This is a genomic window from Pseudooceanicola lipolyticus (genome assembly GCF_002786325.1).
GTDB classification, from domain to species: Bacteria; Pseudomonadota; Alphaproteobacteria; order Rhodobacterales; family Rhodobacteraceae; genus Pseudooceanicola_C; species Pseudooceanicola_C lipolyticus.
On sequence record NZ_PGTB01000013.1, the window covers coordinates 27,569 to 50,888 of the forward strand.

Annotated in this window: 21 protein-coding genes; 13 read left to right on the forward strand and 8 right to left on the reverse strand. The window is 64.2% G+C overall.

The genetic code is table 11. From position 1 onward, the window contains the following. Window positions 1-28: 28 nt before the first annotated feature. Window positions 29-1,417 carry an amidohydrolase family protein gene (locus CVM52_RS06510; RefSeq protein WP_100161700.1) on the forward strand — a complete coding sequence of 463 codons (1,389 nt, stop codon included), beginning with the start codon at window positions 29-31 and terminating at the stop codon, window positions 1,415-1,417. An 88-nt stretch (window positions 1,418-1,505) separates the two neighbouring features. On the opposite strand, the gene CVM52_RS06515 is transcribed toward CVM52_RS06510, so the two are convergent. Genes CVM52_RS06515 through CVM52_RS06540 form a run of 6 tightly spaced genes read right to left on the reverse strand, consistent with a single transcriptional unit; the run spans window position 1,506 to window position 7,118 of the window. Next, window positions 1,506-1,874: a hypothetical protein gene (locus CVM52_RS06515; protein ID WP_240620882.1), complete on the reverse strand. Its 369-nt coding sequence runs from the start codon at window positions 1,872-1,874 to the stop codon at window positions 1,506-1,508. Between the two features lie 47 nt (window positions 1,875-1,921). Next, window positions 1,922-3,454: an ABC transporter substrate-binding protein gene (locus tag CVM52_RS06520; protein ID WP_100161701.1), complete on the reverse strand. Its 1,533-nt coding sequence runs from the start codon at window positions 3,452-3,454 to the stop codon at window positions 1,922-1,924. 22 nt (window positions 3,455-3,476) lie between these two features. Next, window positions 3,477-4,292: an ATP-binding cassette domain-containing protein gene (locus CVM52_RS06525; RefSeq protein ID WP_100161702.1), complete on the reverse strand. Its 816-nt coding sequence runs from the start codon at window positions 4,290-4,292 to the stop codon at window positions 3,477-3,479. After that, on the reverse strand, window positions 4,289-5,266 hold the full coding sequence (locus tag CVM52_RS06530; protein ID WP_100161703.1) for an ABC transporter ATP-binding protein: 978 nt from the start codon (window positions 5,264-5,266) through the stop codon (window positions 4,289-4,291). The genes CVM52_RS06525 and CVM52_RS06530 overlap by 4 nt, the downstream gene beginning before the upstream one ends. Continuing rightward, window positions 5,263-6,162 carry an ABC transporter permease gene (locus CVM52_RS06535; protein ID WP_205964902.1) on the reverse strand — a complete coding sequence of 300 codons (900 nt, stop codon included), beginning with the start codon at window positions 6,160-6,162 and terminating at the stop codon, window positions 5,263-5,265. The genes CVM52_RS06530 and CVM52_RS06535 overlap by 4 nt, the downstream gene beginning before the upstream one ends. A 38-nt stretch (window positions 6,163-6,200) precedes the next feature. After that, the gene (locus CVM52_RS06540) at window positions 6,201-7,118 is read right to left on the reverse strand and encodes an ABC transporter permease (RefSeq protein WP_100161704.1); all 918 of its coding nucleotides are present in this window, start codon (window positions 7,116-7,118) and stop codon (window positions 6,201-6,203) included. Window positions 7,119-7,306: 188 nt separating this feature from the next. Here CVM52_RS06540 and CVM52_RS06545 point away from each other — a divergent pair, with 188 nt between their 5' ends. The 12 genes from CVM52_RS06545 to CVM52_RS06600 all read left to right on the forward strand — a co-directional run bounded on the left by CVM52_RS06545 (window position 7,307) and on the right by CVM52_RS06600 (window position 21,324). Further along, the gene (locus CVM52_RS06545; RefSeq protein ID WP_100161705.1) at window positions 7,307-8,740 is read left to right on the forward strand and encodes an amidohydrolase family protein; all 1,434 of its coding nucleotides are present in this window, start codon (window positions 7,307-7,309) and stop codon (window positions 8,738-8,740) included. Window positions 8,741-8,756: 16 nt separating this feature from the next. Then, window positions 8,757-9,941 (forward strand): MFS transporter, encoded by a 1,185-nt coding sequence (locus CVM52_RS06550; RefSeq protein WP_172720929.1) that lies wholly within the window; start codon window positions 8,757-8,759, stop codon window positions 9,939-9,941. A 46-nt stretch (window positions 9,942-9,987) separates the two neighbouring features. After that, on the forward strand, window positions 9,988-10,863 hold the full coding sequence (locus CVM52_RS06555) for an IclR family transcriptional regulator (protein WP_100161707.1): 876 nt from the start codon (window positions 9,988-9,990) through the stop codon (window positions 10,861-10,863). Window positions 10,864-11,352: 489 nt separating this feature from the next. Then, entirely contained in the window at window positions 11,353-12,348 is a 996-nt protein-coding gene (locus CVM52_RS06560; protein ID WP_133119800.1) for a substrate-binding domain-containing protein, read from the forward strand. A 60-nt stretch (window positions 12,349-12,408) separates the two neighbouring features. Continuing rightward, a complete protein-coding gene (locus tag CVM52_RS06565; protein ID WP_100161709.1) occupies window positions 12,409-13,173 on the forward strand; it encodes an IclR family transcriptional regulator in 765 nt (254 codons plus the stop codon). 135 nt (window positions 13,174-13,308) lie between these two features. Further along, the gene (locus CVM52_RS06570) at window positions 13,309-14,151 is read left to right on the forward strand and encodes a VOC family protein (protein ID WP_100161710.1); all 843 of its coding nucleotides are present in this window, start codon (window positions 13,309-13,311) and stop codon (window positions 14,149-14,151) included. 22 nt (window positions 14,152-14,173) lie between these two features. Then, a complete protein-coding gene (locus CVM52_RS06575) occupies window positions 14,174-15,031 on the forward strand; it encodes a fumarylacetoacetate hydrolase family protein (protein WP_100161711.1) in 858 nt (285 codons plus the stop codon). Then, window positions 15,028-16,671: a bifunctional 3-(3-hydroxy-phenyl)propionate/3-hydroxycinnamic acid hydroxylase gene (locus CVM52_RS06580; protein ID WP_100161712.1), complete on the forward strand. Its 1,644-nt coding sequence runs from the start codon at window positions 15,028-15,030 to the stop codon at window positions 16,669-16,671. Before CVM52_RS06575 ends, CVM52_RS06580 begins: the two co-directional genes overlap by 4 nt. 324 nt (window positions 16,672-16,995) lie before the next feature. Next, on the forward strand, window positions 16,996-17,976 hold the full coding sequence (locus CVM52_RS06585; RefSeq protein ID WP_100161713.1) for a type 2 periplasmic-binding domain-containing protein: 981 nt from the start codon (window positions 16,996-16,998) through the stop codon (window positions 17,974-17,976). A 54-nt stretch (window positions 17,977-18,030) separates the two neighbouring features. Beyond that, window positions 18,031-18,543, forward strand: a complete 513-nt coding sequence (locus CVM52_RS06590; protein ID WP_100161714.1) for a TRAP transporter small permease — start codon at window positions 18,031-18,033, stop codon at window positions 18,541-18,543. Next, the gene (locus CVM52_RS06595; protein ID WP_240620883.1) at window positions 18,540-19,856 is read left to right on the forward strand and encodes a TRAP transporter large permease; all 1,317 of its coding nucleotides are present in this window, start codon (window positions 18,540-18,542) and stop codon (window positions 19,854-19,856) included. Before CVM52_RS06590 ends, CVM52_RS06595 begins: the two co-directional genes overlap by 4 nt. A gap of 22 nt (window positions 19,857-19,878) precedes the next feature. Then, window positions 19,879-21,324 carry an aldehyde dehydrogenase family protein gene (locus CVM52_RS06600; protein WP_100161715.1) on the forward strand — a complete coding sequence of 482 codons (1,446 nt, stop codon included), beginning with the start codon at window positions 19,879-19,881 and terminating at the stop codon, window positions 21,322-21,324. A gap of 79 nt (window positions 21,325-21,403) precedes the next feature. Here the strand turns inward: CVM52_RS06600 and CVM52_RS06605 are convergent, their stop codons facing one another. Together CVM52_RS06605 and CVM52_RS06610 are read right to left on the reverse strand one after the other, a co-directional pair. After that, complete coding sequence (locus CVM52_RS06605; protein WP_172720930.1) at window positions 21,404-22,756, reverse strand: TRAP transporter large permease; 1,353 nt, start codon at window positions 22,754-22,756, stop codon at window positions 21,404-21,406. Continuing rightward, window positions 22,756-23,310 carry a TRAP transporter small permease gene (locus tag CVM52_RS06610; RefSeq protein WP_100161717.1) on the reverse strand — a complete coding sequence of 185 codons (555 nt, stop codon included), beginning with the start codon at window positions 23,308-23,310 and terminating at the stop codon, window positions 22,756-22,758. The genes CVM52_RS06605 and CVM52_RS06610 overlap by 1 nt, the downstream gene beginning before the upstream one ends. Between the last annotated feature and the right edge of the window lie 10 nt (window positions 23,311-23,320).

A 23,320-nucleotide genomic window follows, 5' to 3' on the forward strand; every position in this document is an offset into this window, starting at 1 on the left:
ACGCATTCGGAAAAAGGACAAAACGACAATGACGAGAACCCTGATCAAGGGCGGGCAGATCCTCTCCATGGACGATGAGATCGGCCGCCTCACCGGCGATGTGCTGGTCGAAGAGGACCGCATCGTGCAGGTCTCTCCCAGCATCGAGGCGGAGGACGCCAAGGTGATCGAGGCGGCGGGGGCCATCGTGATGCCCGGCTTTGTGAATGCCCATATGCACACCTGGCAGGGCGCGATCCGGGCGATCGGCGCAGATTGGCCCTCGGGCGGCTATTTCCGCTGGGTTCACGCGGGTATCTCGCCCCATTATACGCCAGAGGACACCCATATCGGCACCCTGGTCGGAGCCCTGGCGCAGATCGAAGCCGGGACCACCACGTTGTTCGACTGGTGCCACAACAACGCGACCCCCGCACATACCGACGCCGCCATCGACGCGCTGGACCAGGCCGGGCTGCGGGCGGTTTTCGGCCACGGCACGGTCAAGCCCAAGCCCAAACCGGGCGAGCCGCATTTTTCCACCATCCCGCACCCGGTTGGCGAAATCGACCGGCTGCGCAAGGGTCGGCTGAGCCAGGACGAGGCGCTGGTGACGCTTGCCGCCTGCATTCTCGGCCCCGACTATTCCGGCATCGAGGTCTGCCGGCACGATTTCAGGATGGCGCGCGACTATGGCCTGCTGTCCAGCGCGCATATCTGGGGCCTGAACCGGCTGGTGCCGGACGGGTACCTGACCATCGCCCGCGAAGGGTTGCTGGGCCCCGACCACAACATCGTGCACGCCAACTATATCGGCGATGACGAGCTGAGGGTGATCCTGGATCACGGTGCCACAATCACCTCCACCCCGGCGGTCGAGCTGGGCCCCCACCCGGTGGAGCCGCTGGTCAGCCGGGTGTTGCGCATGGGCGGCCGTCCCTCGATCGGGCCGGACGTCGAGGTCGATCTGACCGGCGGCATGCTGGAGACCATCCGCGCCTCGCTGCTGGGCGCGCGGCTTTACAACACCGCGCATGCCGACAGGCTGCTGGGCGAAGACGAGGTCGAGGAACGCGAGGTTGCGGTGCCTGCGGCCCGGGTGACCGCGCCGCCAGTGGCATCGGTCGAGGCGCTGAAATGGGCCACCATCGACAATGCGCGCGCGCTGCGGCTGGACCATCGCATCGGTTCGCTGACGCCGGGCAAGCAGGCGGACCTGATCGTGATCCGGCGCGATTCGCTGGCGATGATGGGCACCATAGATCCGGCCCAGGCGGTTGTTCACTTCGCGCAGAATTCCGATATCGACACGGTGATGGTCGCCGGCAAACTGCGCAAGGCCGATGGGCAGGTGCTGGATGTCGACATGGCCGCGCTGCGCCGTGACCAGGCGGCTTCGGCCGAACGTCTGTTCGCCGCCTATCCGATCGAGGTCTAGGCGGCTCGCCTTGGCATGCCATGGGCCCCGGGCTTGGGGCCCATGGGCGTGCACCCCCGGTGCCGCTTGGCGCGGGATGCGCTGTGGTTCAGCGGTCGTTCCGGCCGCTGGCCTCGTCCAGCAGCCGCGTCAGCAGCAACGCGGCGCCACCGATCACCAGCGATCTGCCGATTGAATCCGTCACATTGGTAGGTGCGAAATGATGCGCGGCATCGCGGCCCGCCTGCGCCGCGCGCCGGACACGCTGGTCACCGGGCGCGTCTTTGGCCTGGCGCGCTTCGGGCACCCGCCCGATGCCGGGCTTGGCGATCAACAGCGCCAGCCCCGCCGCCAGCATGCCCCCGGCATAGATGACGGGGGCAAGCCGATTGTTCCGCGCTCCCGGCAAGGCGGCCTGAACCGAGTTGGGGATCAGGCCGTCAGGCGAGGCGTCAGGGTCCTTGAAAGAAGTTTTCATCGCGGCTCTCCTTTAAAGGAGAACCGCGAAGCGGCGGCTCAGTTCCGTTATTCCTTCCACTCGGCCAGATAGAACAGCGGGAAGCCGTCGGCGGTGGGAAAGAAATTCAGCGCCTCGTTATGCGCATAGACCTTGGAATAGGAAAACAGCGGGATCCAGCAGACCTCTTCGGCCACCATGGTCAGCGCTTCCTTGTACAGCGCCGCGCGGGCGTCGGCATCGACCGTGGTATCGGCCGCGTCCAGCTTGGCCTTGATTTCGGGCGACTGGCACAGATCATCGGGCGCCATCTTCAGCAGGACCGAAGCGATGGCCGAGACGTCGTTCAGCCCCGAGGACGCCCAGGTCCGTACCGCCATGTCGATGTCGCCGGCAGTCAACCGTTCGCGCAGGCCGGACCATTGCAGATAGGTAAGTTGCGCGTTGATCCCCGATTCGCGCAGATAGCCCATGACCGCCTCGGAATGCGGCCGCTCGCGATAGGCGCCCATCTCGACGGTGATGCCATCGGGATATCCGGCCTCGGCCAGAAGCGCCTTGGCCTTCTCGGGGTCATAGTCATAGTGCGGCACATCATCGGTGCAGCCCACCTGCGTCGGATAGCAGGCGGCATTCACCACCTGCGCCGCGGGTCCGACGATCTCTTTGGCGATGGTCTCGCGGTCGATCGCATGGGCGATGGCCTGGCGTACCTTGACGTCGGCCACCGGCGTGCCCTCGTTGCGGCCGGTCCGGTCCAGCGCGATATAAGCGATGCGCATGTCCGGCCCGGCGGTGACCGCAACGCCCGGAACCGCACCCAACTGCTCGACCATGTCGGATGGCAGATCGGTGATCCAGTCGATGCCGCCAACCATCAGTTCCGCCACGCGGGTTTCCTGATCGGGAATGGTGCGGAAGGTGATCGTCTCGATCGCGGGCTGGCCCTTTGGCCCGTCGAAATAGCCTTCGTACCGGGTCAGCGTCAGGGTCTCGCCCGGCGAGAAATGGTCCAGCTTGTAAGGTCCGGTGCCGATCGAAGGCATTTGGGCGAAATCGGGCGTGCCGTCGGCTTTGGTGGGCAGGCCCTCCCAGGCCTCGGCGGGCGGAACCGCCATGCGGGTGCCCGACAGGAACTCCAGCGCCGCCGGGAAGGGTTCGGCGAGGTTGAGGCGCACGGTATAGTCATCGACCTTTTCCACCTCGTTCATCCATTTGACGAAGCGGTCGTTGACCACGGCGGTGGCCGGGTCAAGAAGCATGGAATAGCTTTTGACTACATCGTCGGCGGTAAAGCTGTTGCCATCGTGATAGGTCACGCCCTGGCGCAGCTTCAGTTCCAGCGTGGTGTCGTCAATCCATTCCCAGCTGGTGGCCAGAAGGGGTTCATAGGCCATGGTCTCGGGATTGCGATACACCAGCGTGTCGTAGATATGGTACATCATCGCGCCCATCTCGGTCACCGTGTCCCACCAGACGAAAGGGACCGAGATCTCGCGATCGGTGGACCAGACCAGAGTATTGTCATCCGGCCCGGCCTGGGCCGGCAGGGCCATGGCGAGGGCGGCGGCTCCGGACAGGAGCGTGTGGCGAAGGGTCATTGATGGGTCTCCTTGTTGGCTTTTACGCGGGCTCGATATGCAGGTCGGGAAGGCCCTTTCCGGGCTCTGGCGTGAGGATCGAGGCAAGCAGCATGCGCGTGTAGTCGGATTGCGGCGCGGCAAACAGATCGGCGGTGGGGCGATGCTCGATCACCTCGCCCCGGTTCATCACCATGACCTCGGTGGCGATGTGTTCGACCACGGCAAGATTGTGCGAGATCAGCACATAGGTCAGGCCCAGTTCGCGGCGCAGGTCCTGCAACAGGTTCAGGATCTGTGCCTGGATCGACACGTCGAGCGCCGAGGTCGGCTCGTCGCAGATCACCAGTTCGGGGCGGGCGATCAGGGCGCGGGCGATCGCCACGCGCTGCCGTTGCCCACCCGACATCTGGCTGGGAAAGGCATTTGCCAGGCGCTGTGGCAGGCCGGTGAGATCCATCATTTCCGCCACCCGCTTGCGGATCTCGCGCTCGGGCGTGCCGGCAACGCGCAGCGGCAGCCCGATGATGGTCTCGATCCGTTTATGCGGGTTCAGCGACAGGTAGGGATCCTGGAAAATCGGCTGGATGTGGCCGGCGCGCTCGGCCCGTGCCATGTCGTGGATCGGGCGGCCCTGGAACAGCACCGCGCCGGCGGTGGGCGCGTCGAGCCCGAGGAGAATCTTGGCAAGGGTGGATTTGCCGCAGCCGGATTCGCCGACGATGCCCACCACCCCGCCCCGCGGAACGTCGAGGCTGACGCCGCGCACGGCCTGGACGGTGCGGCGCGGTTTGCCGAAGCCGCCGGAAACCCGGAAGTCGCGGCGGATGTCACGCGCCGAGAGCAAGATGTCGGTCATGCCGCGGTCTCCTCGGGGGTGTAATGGCATTCGTAGACATGCGAACCGCCGTCCTGCTGGCGCTTGAGCCGGCTGGCGCAGAGCGGCGTGGCATGGGTACAGCGGTCGCGGAAGGCGCAGCCCTGTTGCGGTCCGATCAGCGAGGGCACGACGCCGGGAATCGCGCCCAGCGGCGCGCCGGGCTGGGTTTTGCCCGGCACCGGGATGCAGTTGATCAGGGCGCGCGTATAGGGGTGGCAGGGCTTGGCGAACAGCTCGGCCACCGGCGCGGTTTCGACGATCCGGCCGGCATACATCACCGCGACGCGGTCAGCGAACCGGGCGACCAGGCCAAGGTCGTGGGTGACAAACAGAATACCCAGGCCCATGTCACGCTTGAGATCCTGCAACAGGCGCAGGATCTGCAACTGAATGTTCACGTCCAGCGCGGTGGTGGGCTCGTCCGCGATCAGCAGATCGGGGCCGCAGATCAGACCCATGGCGATCATGACGCGCTGGCGCAGGCCGCCCGACAGCTGGTGCGGATACTGGGCCAGCCGTTCCTCGGCATTGCCGATTCCGACCTTCTGCAGGATTTCGATCGCCCGGTCGCGGGCCTGGGCCGCCGAGGCGGGATGGTGACGGCGGTAGACCTCGGTCAACAGCGCGCCGATGGTAAAGCTGGGGTTCAGCGAGGTCATCGGATCCTGGAAGATCATCGACAGGCGCAGCCCGCGCAGCTTCTGCCAGTCGCGTTCGCGCAGCTTGCGCAGATCCGTGCCGTCAAAGCTCAGCGCGGCGGCCTGCACCTTGGCGATGCGGGGGCTGAGGCCAAGCAGCGCATGCGAGGTCAGCGACTTGCCGCAGCCGGACTCGCCGACGATACACAGGGTCTCGCCCTTGTCGACATGGAAGCTGACACCGCGGACCGCGTGCAGGGTGCCACGGGTGCCGGGGATGTCGATGCACAGGTTTTCGACGTTCAGCAGGCTCATGCGCGACCCTCCGGTGCGGTGACGTCACGGATGCCGTCGCCCAGCAGGTTGATGGCGAGGACCAGAACGAACAGCGCCACGCCGGGAATCGCGATCACCCAGGGGCGGAAGAACATATGCGCCTTGCCTTCCGAGATCATCAGGCCCCAGCTGGGCGTGGGCGGCTGAACCCCCAGCCCGAGGAAGGACAGCGCCGCCTCGAACAGGATCGCCTGGGCGATTTCCAGCGTGGCAACGACGATCAGCGCCCCCAGAACGTTGGGCATCACCTCGCTCAGCAGGATGCGCAGAACCGAGGCGCCGGCGGCCTCGGCGGCCGCGAGATAGTCAAGCGAGCGGATCTGCTGGGTTGCCGCCCGCATCACCACCGCGAACCGGTCCCAGACGAGAAAGCCGAGGGTCCAGATGACCACGTTCAGAGAACCGCCCACCAGGGCGACGACGACCAAGGCCACCAGCATCGCCGGCAGCGCCAGCCGGACATTGACGATAAAGCTGACGATGAAATCGGGCCAGCCGCCGAAATAGCCGGCCAGAACACCCATGGTGGTGCCGATGACCAGCGCGATCGCGGTGGCGCCAAACCCGATCAGCAAGGAGATCCGGGCGCCATAGAGGATCCGCGACAGATAGTCCCGGCCCAGGGCATCGGTGCCCAGCGGGTGGGCCCAGCTGCCCTCGCCCTGCCAGACCGGCGGGATCAAGCGGGCAGACAGATTCTGCAGGTAGGGGTCGTGCGGCGCCAGCAGCGGGGCCAGCAGGGCCAGGATCACGATGCCCAGGACAAGCGCCGCGCCGATCAACAGGCCGGTATGGCGGCGGGCGCGGTGCCAGGTGTCGGATCGTGGCCGGGCGGCGACTGCGTCCGGGGCGGCGGTGGCGGATGAATCGATCATGTCGGTGGCTGTCATGCGGTCTTTCTTGTCCGGTCCCGTCACTGCACCCGCAGCCGGGGGTCGAGCAGACCGTTTAGCAGGTCCGCGAAATAATTGAGGGCGAGGTAGATGACCGAGATGATCAGGACGAGCGCCTGCATCATCTCCAGATCAGTGCGCTGGATCGATTGCCAGCCCAGCCGGCCGATCCCGTTCATCGAAAACACCGATTCCACGATGATCGAGCCGGACAGCATAAAGCCCAGCTGCACGGCGGTCAGCGAGACCACCGGGATCAGGGCATTCCTCAGCGCGTGTTTCAGGATCACCCGCCGGCGCGGCAGGCCCATGGCGCGGGCGGTGCGGATATAATCGCTTTCCAGCACCTCGATCATCCCGGCGCGGGTCAGGCGCATGATGGCGGGGGTCGAGAAATACCCCAGGGCAATCGCCGGCATCAGGTAGTGCAGGAACGAACTGTCGCCCGAGATCGGCAGCCACCGCAGGGTCACGCCGAAGATCAGGATCAGCAGCAGCGCGAAGAAGAAGTTGGGCAGCGCCTGCCCGACCACGGCAATCGACAGGGCCAGCCGGTCGAGCATCGAGTTACGCCTGGCCGCCGCCAAAACGCCCAGCGGTATCGCCAGCGCCAGCGCAAACAGCAGTGACAGCCCGGCCAGCTTGGCGGTGACCGGCAGGCGCTCCATCACCACCTCCATGACCGGGCGCTGCAGGATATTGGAGAATCCCAGATCGCCTTTCATCACATCGCCCAGCCATCCGAAATACTGCACGGTCAGCGGCCGGTCGAACCCATAGGCGATGCGCACCGCCTCGACCTCCTCTGACGAGGCTTCGGCCCCGGCCAGCGCCACCGCGGGATCGCCCGCCAGCCGCACCAATGCGAAGGTGATGATCGACACGCTGACCAGAACCAGCAGTGTAAGCCCCAGGCGTTTCAGTGCAAACTCGAGCACAATTTTTTCCCATCATGAAATCTTATTCGATGTGTTTTTCAGCATCTTCGGATAAAAAGTGTCATGTCAACGCATTTCATGAAAAAAATCGGCTTTACCCCCCTTGTTTGTGTGAAAGGCACGAGGAATAGTCACAGAAGAATTCGAGAGCTTCTCGAAATTTTCATATAGTGAAATGTAGGACCCATATGTCAGCCTATTTGATTCGAGGAGCGGCGATCGTCTCGGTCGATCCCGAGATCGGCAACCTTTCGCGCGGCGATATCCTGGTGAAGGACGACCTGATCGCCGCCATTGGGCCCGAGCTGGCGGTCGAGGATGCCGAAGTGATTGACGGCACTCGGATGATCGCAATGCCGGGGCTGGTGAATGCCCATAACCATCTGTGGCAGACGGTGATCCGGGGGATCGGGTCGAATTTCGGCGGGTCGGATTACTACAATTACCTGCACGCCGGCGCGGCGCCGCGGTTCCGCCCCGACGATCTCTATTATTCGGAATTCGCCGGCGGGCTGTCCCAGATCGATGCCGGCACCACCACGGTGTTCGACTGGTGTCATAACAATCCCACCCCCGACCATACCGACGCGGCCATCGACGGCCTGTCGGCCAGCGGCGTGCGCGCGCTGTTCGGGCATGGTACGGTGAAACCCAAACCTCAGCCGGGGCAGCCGCATTTCTCCGAGATCCCGCATCCAAGAGCGGAGATCGAGCGGTTGCGGCGGGACCGGTTTGCATCCGGCGATGCGCTGGTCACCCTGGCGATGTGCGTCCTGGGGCCGGATTATTCGACCATCGACGTTTGCCGCCAGGATTTCGCGCTCGCCCAGGAGATGGGGCTGATTTCCTCCGCCCATGTCTGGGGGCGCCGCAACCGGCTGAATCCGGGCGGCTATCTGGACCTGCAAAAGGAAGGCCTGCTGCCGGCGGGCCATAACGTGGTGCATGCCAATTATATCCCCGACGAAGAAATCCGGGCGCTGGTGGATGCGGGCTGTACCATCACCGCGACGCCACCGGCCGAACTGCGCGGCCACGGGGTGCCGCCATTGATCGGCCGGGTGTCGGCCCAGGGCGGGCGGCCGTCGGTGGCCAATGACAGCGAAGTGGGGGTGACCGGCTCGATGTTCGAGACCATGCGCCTGTCGCTGCAGGCCGACCGGTTCTACCGCAACGTCCAGACCCAGCGCGAACTTGAAGAGGGGCGCAATCCCGAGGCCGCGGCCTTCGAGGCCGAGAACCTGAAAACCATCGGCACCGGCGGCGGGGTGTACCAGAAAGAGAAGGTAACCACCGGCGAGGCGCTGCGATGGGCCACCATCAACAATGCCCGGGTGCTGGGAATGGAGCACCGGATCGGGTCGCTGACCCCCGGCAAGAAGGCAGATATCGTGCTGCTGCGCCGCGATGATTGGAACATGGGGCCGGCGCTGAACCCGGAAAATGCCGTGGTCATGTTCGCCCATCCCGGCAATGTCGATACCGTGCTGGTCGACGGTATCCTCCGCAAACGGCATGGCGCGCTGACCGACCAGCCGGGCGCCGAACGGGCGCGGGCCGAGATTGCCGAACGCGGGCCGCGGCTGATGGCCGATGCAGGATATGCCGACATTGCCTGGTGAGATCGACGCAACCGCCATGACCGCGCGCCGCCATCGGCAGTTGGTCTGGCTGATGGCTGTGACCGCCGGCGCGGTCGTGGCCAACAACTATTATAATCAACCGCTGCTGTCCGAAATCGCCACGGATTTCCGCGCTTCTGACCGTTCGGTCGCGATGATCGCGACGCTGACCCAGGTCGGCTATGCGCTGGGTCTGCTGTTCCTGCTGCCGCTGGGTGACATGGTGGAACGGCGGCGGATCCTGTCGGTGCTGCTGGCGGTCTCGTCGGCCATGCTGGTGTGTTTTGCGCTGGCGCCCGGCTTTCCCCTGTTGCTTGGCCTTGCCTTCCTTGTCGGGTTTTCGTCGATCGTGCCGCAATTTCTGCCCCCCATTGCCGCGCGGCTTGCGCCAAAGGGGCAGTCGGGCCGATCGGTCGGGTTTGTCATGGGCGGGCTGCTGATGGGCATCATCCTGTCGCGTTTCGTCGGTGGCGTCTTTGGCGGCGCCTTCGGCTGGCGGGCGGTCTACTGGACCTCGGCGGGGTTGATGATCGTCCTGTTGATCCTGCTGCGCCGGTCGCTCCCGGTTATGGCGCCCACCTTCACCGGCAGCTATCGCCGCCTGCTGAGCTCGCTGGCCGAACTGTTCCTGCACCATGGCCGGTTACGTCTGCTGGCCTTTGTCGCGGCGCTGCAATTCGGGGCCTTCGCCCTGTTCTGGACCACGATTGTGTTCCATTTCGAACGCGAATTGCGGCACGAAGCCTCCACCGCCGTGGGTCTGCTGGCTCTGATCGGGGCCGTGGGCGTGCTGGCGGCTCCGATGGCCGGGCGCCTGACCGACCGGCTTGGCACCCCGCTCATCATCTCGGCCAGCGGCGCCTTGATGGCGTTGGCCTTCATGATCATGGGCGTATCGGGGGGCGCGATCCTGTGGATCATTCCGGCCGTCGTCCTTCTCGATCTTGGCATGCAGGTGGGGCACGTATCTTCGATGTCGGAAGTCCTGCAGCTGGATCCCGAAGCCTCCAGCCGGCTGAACACCATTTATATGGTGATCCGGTTTTGCGGCGCGGCGCTTGGCACCTTTCTCGGCGCCCAGACCTGGCATTTCTTCGGATGGACCGGCGTCGCTGCCCTCGGCGTAGGCATGACCGGCTTGGCCCTGGTCATCGCTGCCGCGTCGCGGATTGCGCCCGGCGCGGCGACCGATCATGATTGACGGGCAGCGGATGCATATGCCTGCCGCGCGACACGGAGACCCAAGCATGGATGACGACACCACCGCCCGCGCGGGCCATCGGCTGGAGCCGGCGGATATCACCGATACCCGCACCAAGGTGTCGATGGAGGATGCCCATGCGCCCGCCGTCGCGCCGGGATGGAAAGCGCCCGGCGAAAAAAGTGACCAGACCACGGTGCAGGCGGTCGACCGCGCGATCACGCTGATCGAAACCCTGGCCGAGTCGCGCCAGGAACTGCGCCTGCAGGACATCGCGCGGATGACCGGCCTCAAGGTGTCAACCTGCCATCACCTGCTCAACACGCTGCTGCGCCGGGGCTACGTCGCCAAACATGACAAGCCGCGCGCCTATTTCCTCGGCCCGCGCCTGGCCGAGATCGCTTCGATGCGGGGCGCCCGGTTCGATATCGTGCGCGAGGCCCGCCCCTTTCTTGACCGGCTTGCCGAAGACACCGGCTCGACCGTCCGGCTTGCCGCCTTCGAAGGGACCGAACTTAACATCCTTTACGAAACCGACGCCTCCGGCATCCGCTCGCTGGGCGAGGCCGCCCATGCCACCGCCTTGGGCAAGGCGATCCTGGCCTGGCTGCCGGAGCCGGAAATCGCCCGCGTGGTCGCCGATCACGGCCTGTCGCCGCTGACCCGCAACACGATCGTTTCGCTGGGCGAACTGGTCGAAAGCCTCCGGCAGGTCCGGCGCCACGGCTTTGCCATCGAAGACCGGGAATTTCGCGATGACGAGGTCGCGATCGGCTGTGTCATCCGCGAAAAGGCCGGTGCGGTGGTTGGCGCTGTTGGCGCGTCGCTCCAGGCGGGCAGCGCGGATACCGCCCGCCTGCAAGACCTGCAACTGGCCGTCAGCACCTGCGCCCGCGAAATCTCGGCCCGTTCGCGGACCTAGCTGGACCAGGCCGGCATGATTTTTGAATTTCTACATTTTGCCAAAATTGCATAGAGAGCTCCGGAGTTAAACCCGTGCGCGTCGGCCTGGGTTGATCTCTGCCTTGTCCTGACAAAACAGGATCAATGTCACGGTGAGTGATTTTTCTTATAGTTCAGAGGGGATTGCCCTGCGCGCACTCTGTGTCAAGCTGGACCATCACTTGTGCCAAGATTGAGCCCGCCGGTTCATTCGGGTTCAAAAAACGTTTATCAATTGTTGCATAATTTCCAATATATGGCTAAATAGCCAAAAAATGTGGGCCGTGAGTGCCCTGCCGAAACTGAAGACAGCCGCCGCTTCATGCCGAAAGCCGCACAGCAGAAACCGCGAGATGTTCGCCTTCGGCACATCTCGTGTCGCGCTGGCGGCCCTGCATGGCAACCCGAAAACCGGGGCGGCGCCCGCGCGGCATTTCGTGGCCGCCGATAGCAAAGGACCGGTCCGGACATGGCACTTTCACTGACGATGGCAATCAGCGACTACGCGCACACGCGGGATCTGGTGACCGGCCGGATCAGGCCGGAAGGCATCGACCTGAACATCCTGTCCTACCCGTTCGAACAGGTCGGTCTGCGCTTTGCGCTTGGCCGAGAATTCGATGTCTCGGAATATTCGCTTGCGGGGTTCTGCGCGCATGTCGCGAACACGCCAGAGCCCGAATTTGTCGGGCTGCCCGTCTTCCCGTCGCGGGTTTTCCGGCAGAGCAGTTTCTTCATCAACGATGCCTCCGGTATCACCTCGGTCGATGATCTTCGCGGCAAGCGGGTCGGGCTGCCGCAATGGTCGCAGACGGCCACCGTGTATGCGCGCGGCTACCTCGCCCATGATGTCGGGTTGGACCTGCGCGATATAAGCTGGGTGCAGGCCGGGGTGAACAGCCCGGGGCGCAAGGAAGGGGTCGACCTGGCCCTGCCCGAGGGCATCGACCTGGTCCGTCGCCCCGACAGCTGCCTGAGCGACATGCTGGCCGCTGGCGACATCGACTGCGCGATTTCCGCCCGCCCGCCCAACAGCTTTCTGCAGGGGGACCGCGGGGTGCGCCGCCTGTTCCCGGATCCACAGAAGGTCGAGGAGGAGTATTTCCGCCGCACCGGGATCTTTCCGATCATGCATGTCCTGGTGGTGCGCCGCGATATCTACGAGGCAAATCGCTGGATCATGCGCAACCTCATGGACGCCTTCAACGAGGCCAAGGCCCGCGCGTTCGACCGGTTCCGCGACATCACGACCTCGTTTGCACCGCTGGGCTGGGGGCCCTCCAGTTTCGAAGCCAGCAACAGGCTGCTGTTCCCCGATGGCGAGCCCTGGCCCTATGGCGTGCGGGAAAATGCCCACACGTTGAACACCTTTCTCACCTACTGCCATGAACAGGGCGTGACCCGACGGCGCCTGCGCGCCGAGGACATCTTTCCGCCGGAATGCAGCTTCGAGGTTATTGTTTGACAGCAGGGGCGAAAGCCCTTTCTTTCGTCGAACCCGCAATCCCTGCAACGAGTTCGCGACATGGCCGGATTTGACCGATACAACAATGTGCTGACGCTGTTCCTGACGGAACAGGCGTCATGGACCGTTGCGGAACTGTCCGAAGCGATCGGAACCTCGCCCAGCAATGTGTACCGCACCGTGCGCGAGCTGGTAGAGGCCGGATTTGTCGAAAGCACGAAGGAATCCCGGTATCGGCTGGGGCCGACCTTCCTGGAATTCGAACATCGCCTGCGCGAGACCGATCCGCTTGTGCGCTCGGGCGGGGTCTTTCTGCGCACCCTCGTCGAACAGGCGGGTCAACCCTGCGTTGCGGTTCTGGCCCGGCTTTATGGACGGCAGGTCATGTGCGTTGCCGAGGCGCATACCCTGGATCAGCGCACCAGCTATGAGCGGGGCAAGCCGATGCCGATCGTTCGCGGCGCCACCTCCAAGGCGATCCTGGCCAGCATGACCACCCGCAAACGCAAGAAGCTGCTGGCCGAGGTACATGACGGTGAAGCGGCGGTGCCCGACGAACTGGTTGCCGAGCTTACCCAGATTCGCCGCGCGGGCCTGTCGGTGTCCCGCGGTGAAGTGGATGACGGCCTGATGGGGATCGCCGTGCCGGTGACGAATGACGACCTTGCGATCAATGCCTCGCTCAGCTTTGTCGTCCGCCAGGCCGACACCAGCGAGGTTCGGGTACAGCGGCTGTCATCGCTGTTGCGCGCCCATGCCACGCTGATCGAGAACTTCATGGCAGAAGCCCAGTCCGATATGCGCGCCGATCAGCACGACATGTGATGCCAAAATATTGAAATGACGTTCGCGTATCGGCGCGGGGGCGTGCAAAAATTGCATATTTAGGAAATACAGCACATTTCTGATTGCTAATTTTCCTCATATTGGTAAAACAGGCCAACTTATGAGGAGGTTTCCATGACCCACACCGCCGTCCAGGCAGGCGCCTATCTGCATCACATTGCCTACGAGAGCGCCAACCCCAAAGCTCTTGCCGAATTCTATTCCCGCGCGATGGACATGGAGTTGGTGCATGAAAGCGCCGAGGCCTATCGCTGCGAAGGCCCTCGGCGCCGCATGGTCGTCGTGCCGGGTGAGAACAAGAAGCTTGCCTATGCCGGCCTGGCCTGCCGCAATGCCGAGGGGCTGGACCTGATGCGCGCGCGGGTCCTCAAGGAAGGCCTCCCGATCGAGGCCTGCCCGTCGCCCTATTTCCGGGAGGGCGCCTTCGGGGTTCGCGACGCCAACAATCACCTTGTGTGTTTCGGCCTGGCGCAGGACGACACCCGAACATTCAAGGGCATCCAGGGGCCGACCCAGCACCTGACCTATGCCTCCGAGGATGTTCAGGCATTTGTCGAGTTTTACGTCGACAAGCTGGGTTCTCAGCTGACCGATCGCGTCCTGCATGACGACGGCCGCCTGGCCACCGCCTTTACCACCTCGAATTTCGAACACCACACCATCGCCTGCTTTTACACACCGGGCCGCAACGGCGTGGACCATCACTCCTACGAGGCCGGCGATTGGGACTATATCCGCGACTGGTGCGATCACCTGGCCGCGCAGGGCATCCAGATCATGTGGGGGCCTGGCCGGCACGGCCCGGGCAACAACATCTTCATCTTCATCACCGACCCGGACGAAAACTGGATCGAAATCTCGGCCGAGCTGGAGGTGATCTATGACCGCGATACCGTGGACTGGCCCCAGCACCCGCGCACCCTGAACAAATGGGGCGAGGCAATTCTGCGGTCCTGACGCCGCCATTCGGAGAAAGATCATGAAACTCATCAGCTTTACCCGTGCCGGCAAACCCGGATTCGGCGCCGTTGTGGACGGTGGCATCGTGGACCTGACGGGCAAGATTGCCCCGGAGGTCACCGATATTCGCGCGTTGCTGGAGCGGGATTTGATGGCAGAGACGGCGGCCTTCCTGTCGGGACGCAAGCCGGGCCTGGGCTGGGCGGATATCCAGCTGTTGCCGGTGCTGCCCAACCCGAACAAGATCCTGTGCATCGGCCTGAACTACCTCAAGCACAAGCAGGAAACCGGTCGGCCCGATGTCGAGCATCCGACCGTGTTCACCCGTTTTGCCGACACCCAGATCGCGCATGGCCAGCCCCTGGTGAAGCCCGCAATTTCAGAGCGCTTCGACTATGAAGGCGAACTGGCCATCATCATAGGCAAGCCGGCCCGCAACGTACCCGAAGCCGAGGCACTGGACCATCTCGCGGGGTATTCGATCTATAATGACGGCTCGGTCCGCGACTGGCAGCGTCACACCATCCAGTTTACCCCGGGCAAGAACTTTCCTGGAACCGGCGCCTTCGGCCCCTATCTCGTAACCACCGATGAAATCGGCGACTATCGCGACCTGGGGATCGAAACGCGTCTGAACGGCGAGGTCATGCAAAAGGCGGCGTTGTCGGATCTGCTGTTTCCGCTGGAGACCCTGGTTGCCTACTGCTCGACCTTCACGCCGCTGTCCCCCGGCGACGTGATCGTCACCGGCACGCCGGGCGGAGTCGGTGACAAGCGAAACCCGCCGGTTTACATGTTCCCCGGCGACGTGGTCGAGGTTGAAATCGATAACCTGGGCGTGCTGCGCAATCCCATCGTGGCGGAACAGGCGCCATGACCCGGCCTCCCGACCTTGCGACAGATGTTCTGATCGTCGGGGCCGGGCCGACCGGATTGCTGCTGGCCAATATTCTGGGTGACATGGGGGTCGCCACCCTGCTCGTCGAAAAACGCATGGACATCGTGCGCGAACCGCGGGCGGTGTCGATCGACGACGAATCCCTGCGCGCCCTGCAATCGGTCGGCCTGCATCAGCAGGTCGCCAGCCTCTGTGTCCGCGGCTATGGCTCGATCTATCGCGGTCCGAAGGGAAACGTCTTTGCCACCGTCAAGCCGTTTTCCAAGGATTACGGTTTTGACAAGCGCAATGCCTTTCAACAGCCGGATTTCGTGACTCTGTTGCGCGGGGCGATGGCCCGCCATGAAACGGTGACCGACCTGTTCGGGACCGAACTGACCGCGGTGTCGCAAACTGCGGACCAGGTCCAGGCAACCCTGACACATGCGGATGGCACCCAGCGGCAGGTGGCCGCCAGATACCTGGTTGCCTGTGATGGCGGCCGGTCCTTCGTGCGCAAGCACCTGGGGATCAAGATGGTGGGATCGACCTTCGAAGAGCCCTGGCTGATCCTTGACCTCAAGACCACCAGCAACCGCTGTTTCCACACCGAGGTCTTCTGCTGGCCGCAGCGCTCCTGCATCACCCTGCCCGGCCCCGCCGGAATCCGCCGCTATGAATTCAAGCTGAACAGGGGCGAAACGGTCGAGCAGGCCGAAGCGCCTGAATTTGCGCGGAAACTTTTGGCTATGGTCGGCCCGGATGCAAATGAACCGATCCGTCGCCAGCAGGTCTATACCTTTCACGCCCGGATGGCGGAACGCTGGCGCGACGGGCGCATTTTCCTTGCCGGCGACGCGGCGCATCTGACGCCGCCCTTCGCCGGCCAGGGCATGAATAGCGGGTTGCGCGATGCCCATAACCTCGGGTGGAAACTGCACGAAGCGCTGCACGCCACCAACCCTGAACCCCTGCTGGCAAGCTATGAGGCCGAGCGCGCTCCGCATGCCTGGGAAATGATCACGCTTGCGATGCGGATGGGGCAGGTCATGATGCCCAGTTCCGCTCTCAAGGGCGCGTTGATCCGGGCGGCCTTCCATACGCTCAAGCTGTATCCGCCGGCCCGCGATTATTTTGCCCAGATGAAATACAAGCCCAAGCCCCGTTTCGATGCCGGGTTGATCTGGCCCGACCAGCGGCCGAAATCCCTCAGCCTGGTGGGGCGGATGTTTCCGCAACCCTTGGTGGCGACGCCCGAGGACAAGCGCCATCTGCTGGACGATCTGTTGCCCGACCAGCCGGTTGTGCTGTTGTACGGGAACCGGCCCGAGACCATGATCTCGCCCGCTGATCTGGCGGCCTTTCACCAGGCCGGGGCGGCGGTTATCGGCATCACCCCCGAGGGCGTCAATCCGCGCCCGGACAGATTCGCCATCCTGCGCGATTACAGCCGGATGCTGTCGAGCAGGCCCTATGCCGACCATCTCGATCACGCATTCCTTCTGCGCCGCGATCGCTATGTCGCGGCCATCTTCGGGCAGGACCGGCTTGGAGATCTGCTGGTGCCGCTGTCGCGAATTCGATCCGCCATCGTCGCAAAAGACCGGGACCGGCCCGAGCATGCCCAGCCCGCGGCCTGAGGCAGGCTCACCCTGCCCCCCTTGTCCGGAGTCGCGGCCGCCGAAAGGCTGGGAAGATCGATATACACAATTTTCACTATAAGATAATAGTGGAATCCTTTTGCGCTGAAGTGACCACCTAGACGCCTTCTGGGGCTCTATGTTGGTGCAATAGCGTGAAATGCTCCGTACCATCCAGGCGCCTTCGCCGAGAAAGTGGGCAAATTCGCCGAAGCAACGATTGACTGAATTTTCGTATAATAATAAAAGTGTATTACTGCTGAAAATATATTTTGGTCGGGATTTTGAAGTTTCACGGTTCGGGATCTAGGGAGGATACCACGCATGAAACAGTTTCTAAGGATGGCCGCCATGGCGGTCGGGATCGGCTGGGCTGGCACCGCGCCGGCCGAAGAGGTCTTGCGCGGCGTCGCCGCGCTGCCACCAAACAACGTGATCACGCAAAGCTTCCTGCAATATGTCGAGATGGTGAACGAGGCCGGCAAGGGCATCGTGAGCATCCAGGTGATCGGCGGCCCCGAAGCGATCCCCCCGACCCAGCAGGACACGGCCCTGCGCAATGGTGTCATCGACATTCAGGGCGGGCCCGCGGGCTATTACGCCGGCAGCGTTCCGGAAAGCGAGGCGCTGACCGGTGCCACCATCACCGCCGCCCAGGCGCGCCAGAACGGTGCATTCGAACTTCTGCGCAATGCCTGGCGCAGCCGGCTCGGGGCCGAGCTTCTGGCCTGGAACGGCAGTGGGACAAGATATTACATCTATCTCCGCGACATGCCCGAATTCGACGCCGACGGGAACGTCCTGCTGTCCGGCAAGAAGCTGCGCTCGGCCGGCACCTATCGCGACTGGTTCGATGCGCTTGGCGCAGAGAACGTGATGATGAGCCAGTCCGAGGTGTTCAGCGCCTTGGAACGCGGTGTTGTCGATGGCTTCGGCTGGATCACCTTCGCGTCGGATATCGGCGTGAACCGGCTGCTCAAGGCGCGCGTCGGTCCCGCCGTCTGGCAGGGGTCGCCCGTCATCATGATGAACGGGGCGCGCTATGACGCGTTGCCCGAGGCGGCAAAGACAGTCCTGCAAGAGGCGGCGCTGGCCCTCGAGGCCAAGATCACCGCCGAGATGCCCGCCCGCATCGCTGAAGAGGAGGAGCGTCTGAAGGCGGACGGCATCTCGTTGGTCGAACCCGAACCGGAGGCCGCGGCGCGCTACGAGGATCTCGCTTACTCTGTCGTCTGGACCAAGCTGGAAGCCGATTTGCCCGACTACGCGGCAAAGATCCGTCCCCTGCTCTACCCCGATCGATAACCCCGGACGAGCGCGCCGCGGCCCCGCCGCGGCGGCGCAAGGGAGGAGGGCAGCATGCCCCGCATACCTGTTGGCCCGATCTGGACCGGCTTCATCCGCAGCCTGTTCGCACTGGGCGCCGTCTATCTCGGCCTCATTGTCATCGGCACCCTGTGGGACGTCATCGCCCGCGCGATCCCGCAGCTGCACGCCCCGGTCTGGCTGAGCACCGTCATCGAGTTCGGCCTGCCCTCCTCGGCGATGCTCGCCGCGCCCTGGCTCGTCCGAACCCGTGGACATGTTGCAATGGAGCTTATCAATGCAGCGCTGAGCGCGCGGCAGCGCAAAGCGCTGCTGGCATTCACCGATCTGGCCGCCGCCGGGATCTGCCTGTTCGTGGCCCGCTATGCAGGCCTTGCGGGGCTCGACAGTTTCGAACGCGGAGAGGTGGCGGTGCGCGCCGTCGATGTGCCGCGCTGGTATCTCTATGCCATCCTTTGCTCCGGCCTTACGCTCTGCGCGATCGAATTTCTGCGCCATGCCGTGCTTGCCGCCTGCAGCACGGCACCCGAGGAGACCACGTCATGATGCCCTGGTATGCCTCGATGGGGCTGATGATCGGGCTGATCCTGAGCCTGATGGCGCTGCGGATTCCGGTCGCCTTCGCCTTTCTTCTGGCCAATGTCATTGGCGTCTTCATCTTCATGGGCGGTCATTTCGGCCTGGTACAGCTTGCCGCCAATGCGTCGGAATCCCTGATGAACTATGCGCTGTTGCCGATCCCCCTGTTCATCCTGATGGGCGAGCTGTTTTTTCATACCGGAATTGCCGAGCGGGTGTTCTTCGTTGTCGATCGGCTGATGGGGCGGGTGCGCGGGCGCCTGTCCTATGTCGCCATCGGCGGCGGGACGCTGTTCAGTGCGCTGTCCGGGTCCAGCCTTGGCAACGTCGCCATGATGGGATCCAGCATGTATCCCGAAATGCGCAGGATCGGCTATTCCGACACCCTGTCCATCGGACCCATCATCGCCACCGGAGGTCTGGCCGCGATCATACCGCCGTCGGGCCTGGCGGTGGTGCTTGGCAGCCTTGCAAGCCTCGATGTCGGACGGCTTCTGCTTGCCGGTCTGGTTCCGGGCGTGCTGTTGGCGCTCGGCTACGCCGCGCTGGTCTGGACCCTGACCATCATCCGCCCCCAGACCGCGCCCGATTACGACGTGCCCCAGACCAGCGGCCGCGAAAAGCTGAGACTCGCGGTGGTGAACCTTCTGCCGATGATGTTCATCATCTTCATGGTCATGGGGCTTATCGTTCTCGGAATCGCCACCCCGACCGAGGCGGCGGCCTTCGGGGTCGTGGCGGTGATGATCGTGGCGGCGTTCTTCCGCCGCCTCAGCCTGCACGCCGTCGCGCGCGCGGCGGAAAGCGCGATGAAGATCAGCGGCATGATCTTCATGATCATCCTGGCCTCGACCACCTTCAGCCAGATCCTGGCGATGTCGGGGGCCACACGCGGACTGGTGGGCTGGGTCAACGGGATCGACGCCAGCCTGCCCCAGGTGCTGGTCGCCATGGCGCTGGTGCTGCTGCTGTTCGGCGCGTTCCTCGAGCCGGTGGGCATCATGCTCTTGACCATCCCGGTCTTTCTGCCGCTGGCACAAAGCTATGGCCTGGATCCGCTCTGGATGGGCGTGTTCATTCTGATCTTTATCGAGCTCGGCCTGGCCACACCGCCTTTCGGCATGGCGCTTTTTGTCATGATGGGGGCGACCGAGGGCAAATCCATCCTCGCCATTTCCCGCGCCGTGATCCCCTACCTGCTTTGCACGCTCGGGCTGGTGGTGGTGATTTCCGCCTATCCGCAGATCGTACTTTTCCTGCCGTCACTGGCGGGCCGTTAACGCAACAACCTGGGACGAACACATGGAACCGATCGAAGGCCGCCTGCTGATTGACGGCGAACTGGTGGAAAGCGAAACGGGCCGATGGGCGCCATCGATCGATCCCGCCACCGAAGCGGTGATCGGGCGCGCGCCGCTGGGGTCGGCCCGCGACATGCATCGCGCCATCGATGCCGCCGAACGGGCCTGGCCCGCCTGGGCCGCGCGCGAGGTGGACGAACGCGCGGAAATCCTGCGGGCCTTCGGCGACCGGCTGGCGCAACGTTTTGACGAATTGTCGCGGATCGAGGTGCGGGACAGCGGCAACACGCTCAGGCCGACACAACACGCGATGGACGAAACCCTGAAGACGCTGCGCTTTTATGCCGGGATCGCCCCGATGATGCGCGGCGAGACCATTCCCGCCTCGTCCCGGCACATGCACATGACGCTGCTGGAGCCCTATGGCGTGGTCGGCAGGATTGCCGCCTATAACCACCCTGCCCTGTTTTCCGTGGCGCGCACCGCCGCCGCGCTCGCGGTTGGCAATGCCGTGGTTGTCAAACCGCCCGAGACCTCGCCGCTGTCGGTCCTGATCCTGGGCGAGGTGGCGCAGGAGATGCTGCCGCCCGGCGTCTTCAATATCGTCAACGGAACCGGGGCCGAGGCCGGCGATGCGCTGGTCCGCCACCCCGAGGTCAAGCGTCTTGCCCTGATCGGGTCGGTGGCGACGGGCCGTGCCATTCAGCGGTCCGCGGCCGAAGTCGCGGTCAAGCATGTCACGCTGGAACTGGGCGGCAAGAACCCGATGATCGTCTTTGCCGATGCGGATGCCGAAGCCGCAGCCACAAGCGCCGTGCGGGGCATGAACTTTCCCTGGCAGGGTCAATCCTGTGGATCGAATTCGCGCGTGCTGGTCCATCGCGACCTCTACGAGGATGTCCTGGAGCGCATCACCGCCAAGGTCGCCGCTCTGCGCCTGGGCGACCCGATGGCCGACACGACCGATATGGGCCCGATCAACAACGCCAAGAGCTATGCCCATGTCACCGGTTTCTTCGACCGGCAACAGACCGCGGGTGCGCGCCTGATGACCGGCGGCAAGCGGCCCGACGGGGCGGAATTTGCCAGGGGCTTCTGGGTCGAGCCTACCGTCTATGGCGATGTCGCACCGCATATGCGGCTGTGGCGTGACGAGATCTTTGGCCCGGTCATGTCCGTCGCGCCCTGGGATGACTACGAAACCATGCTCGCCGATGCGAATGACACCTCCTACGGGCTGTCCGCCGCGATCTGGACCAATGACATCAGCACCGCGATCACCACCGCCCGGCGGCTGCGCGCGGGCAGCATATTCGTGAACGGGTCGAACACCCATTTTGTCGGCATGCCCTGGGGCGGCTTCAAGAACAGCGGCGTCGAGCGCGAGGAAGGGGTCGAGGAGATGCGCAGCTATCTGGAAACCAAGGCGCTGAACATCATGCTGTGAAGCGCCGGCGCGCCAAACCTGCCATGCCGCGCAACCGCCGGGTCGCGCGGCATTTTCTTTTGGCAGATGGGCGCCGACCTCAGAACATGGTCTGGGGCAGGAACAGGGCGATCTGCGGAAAGACGATCAGCAGCACCAGCATCAGGATCATCGCGAACCAGAACGGCCAGATACCGGCGAAGATGCGCAGCATCGGCACATCCGGCGCGATCGATTTCACGATGAAGACATTGATGCCCACCGGCGGCGAGATCATGCCCATTTCCAGCACGATCACCACGACGATCCCGAACCAGACCAGGTCCCAGCCCAGGGCGGCGGCGATCGGCATCACCACCGGCAGCGTCAGCACCAGCATCGCGATTCCTTCCAGGAAGGTTCCGAGAAAGATGTAGACCAGGATCACAACCGCCAGGATGCCAAGGCTGCCGATCGGCAAAGCGGTGAGGAACTCGACCATGCGGGTCGGGATCTCGGTCAGCGACATGAACGGAATGAACACGAAGGCGCCGATCAGAATCAGGAAGATCGTCGAGGTCGCGCTCATCGTCTGCAGCGCCACCAGGTGCATCTTGCGCCAGCTCAGCTTGCGCTCGGCCAGCGCGATCGCGAAGGTCAGCACCGCGCCGAAAGCCGAGGCTTCGACCGGCGTGAAGAAGCCGGTATACATCCCCGCGATGGTCAGCCCGATAACCGTGGTGATCGGCGCCGCGCCGATCAGGGCGCGGCGCTTCTCGGCCAGGTCCGAGCGCGCCCCGGCCGGGCCAAGCCCGGGCCGGCGCCAGACCTGCAGGCTGATCACGCCGATGAACAGCAGCGACAGCAGGATTCCGGGAATGATGCCGGCCATGAACAGCTGGCCGATGCTCTGTTCGGTCAGGATTGCATAGATGATCATGCCGCCAGATGGCGGGATCAGGAAACCGAGCGTCCCGCCCGCGGCCACCGCCCCGGTGGCCAGCCCGTCGTCATACCGGAACCGGCGCATTTCCGGCAGGGCGACACGGCCCATCGTCACGGCGGCGGCCAGCGACGACCCCGACAGCGCGGCAAAACCCGCGCAGCCCGCGATCGTTGCCGAGGCAAGCCCGCCGCGCAGATGCCCGAGAAAGGCATAGGCCGCGCGAAACAGACCGTTCGACATGCCCGAGACCCCGGCGAGGTTGCCCATCAGGATGAAAAGCGGGATCACCAGAAGATTGTAGTTCGACGCCGCCTCGAAGGTCTCGCCCGAGAGATTGGACAGCGCCGTTTTCCAGCCCTGCGATGCGGCACGCTCGGCCGGCAGGCCCAGGGCCAGCATTTTCTGCTGCGTGGCGAGAAGCGTGCCGAAAAAGCCCACGATGATCATGCTGAGCGCCACGGAAAACCGCATCGCTAGCATGACGAACAGGCAGACCAGCCCGAGGACACCGACCGTTTCGACGCTCATCATTCTTCCTCCAGCGACAACATGTCGGCCGCGCCCGTCCGCATCATCCGCCAGGCGTCGGCGATCTGGATCGCGGCGAACAGTCCAAAGCAAAGGGCGAGCAGGTAGTAGAACGGCTCGTAGGAGAGCTCGAGCTGCTGGGTGACCTCGCCGAACCGCGCCGCCTGGCTTCCCGCTTCGGCAAGTTGCCATGCCATCAGTGCCAGAAACGCACCGCCAGCCAGCCGGGCCACCAGCTGCTGGCCCAGCGCGATCCTGCGCGGCAACATCTCGCTTACCACCTCGATCTCGATATGTGCGCCGGTCCGCGCCCCGAACGGGATGGACAGGGCGACAAAGGTGACAAGCAGCAGGATCAGCGCATCTTCCGCCCCGACGATGGGCGCGGCGAGAAGCTTGCGCATGATCAGGACGTTGACCACGCAAAGAAGCGTCATCACCGTCAGAACGGTGCCCCCGGTGGCCAGCGCGATCCGCACCAGCCACCGGTCGAAAAAGCCGGGACCGGGCGCCGTTTCGGCGGCCGGCGGCCGAGATGTCGCGGTTCTTGCCATCAGGGGGCGC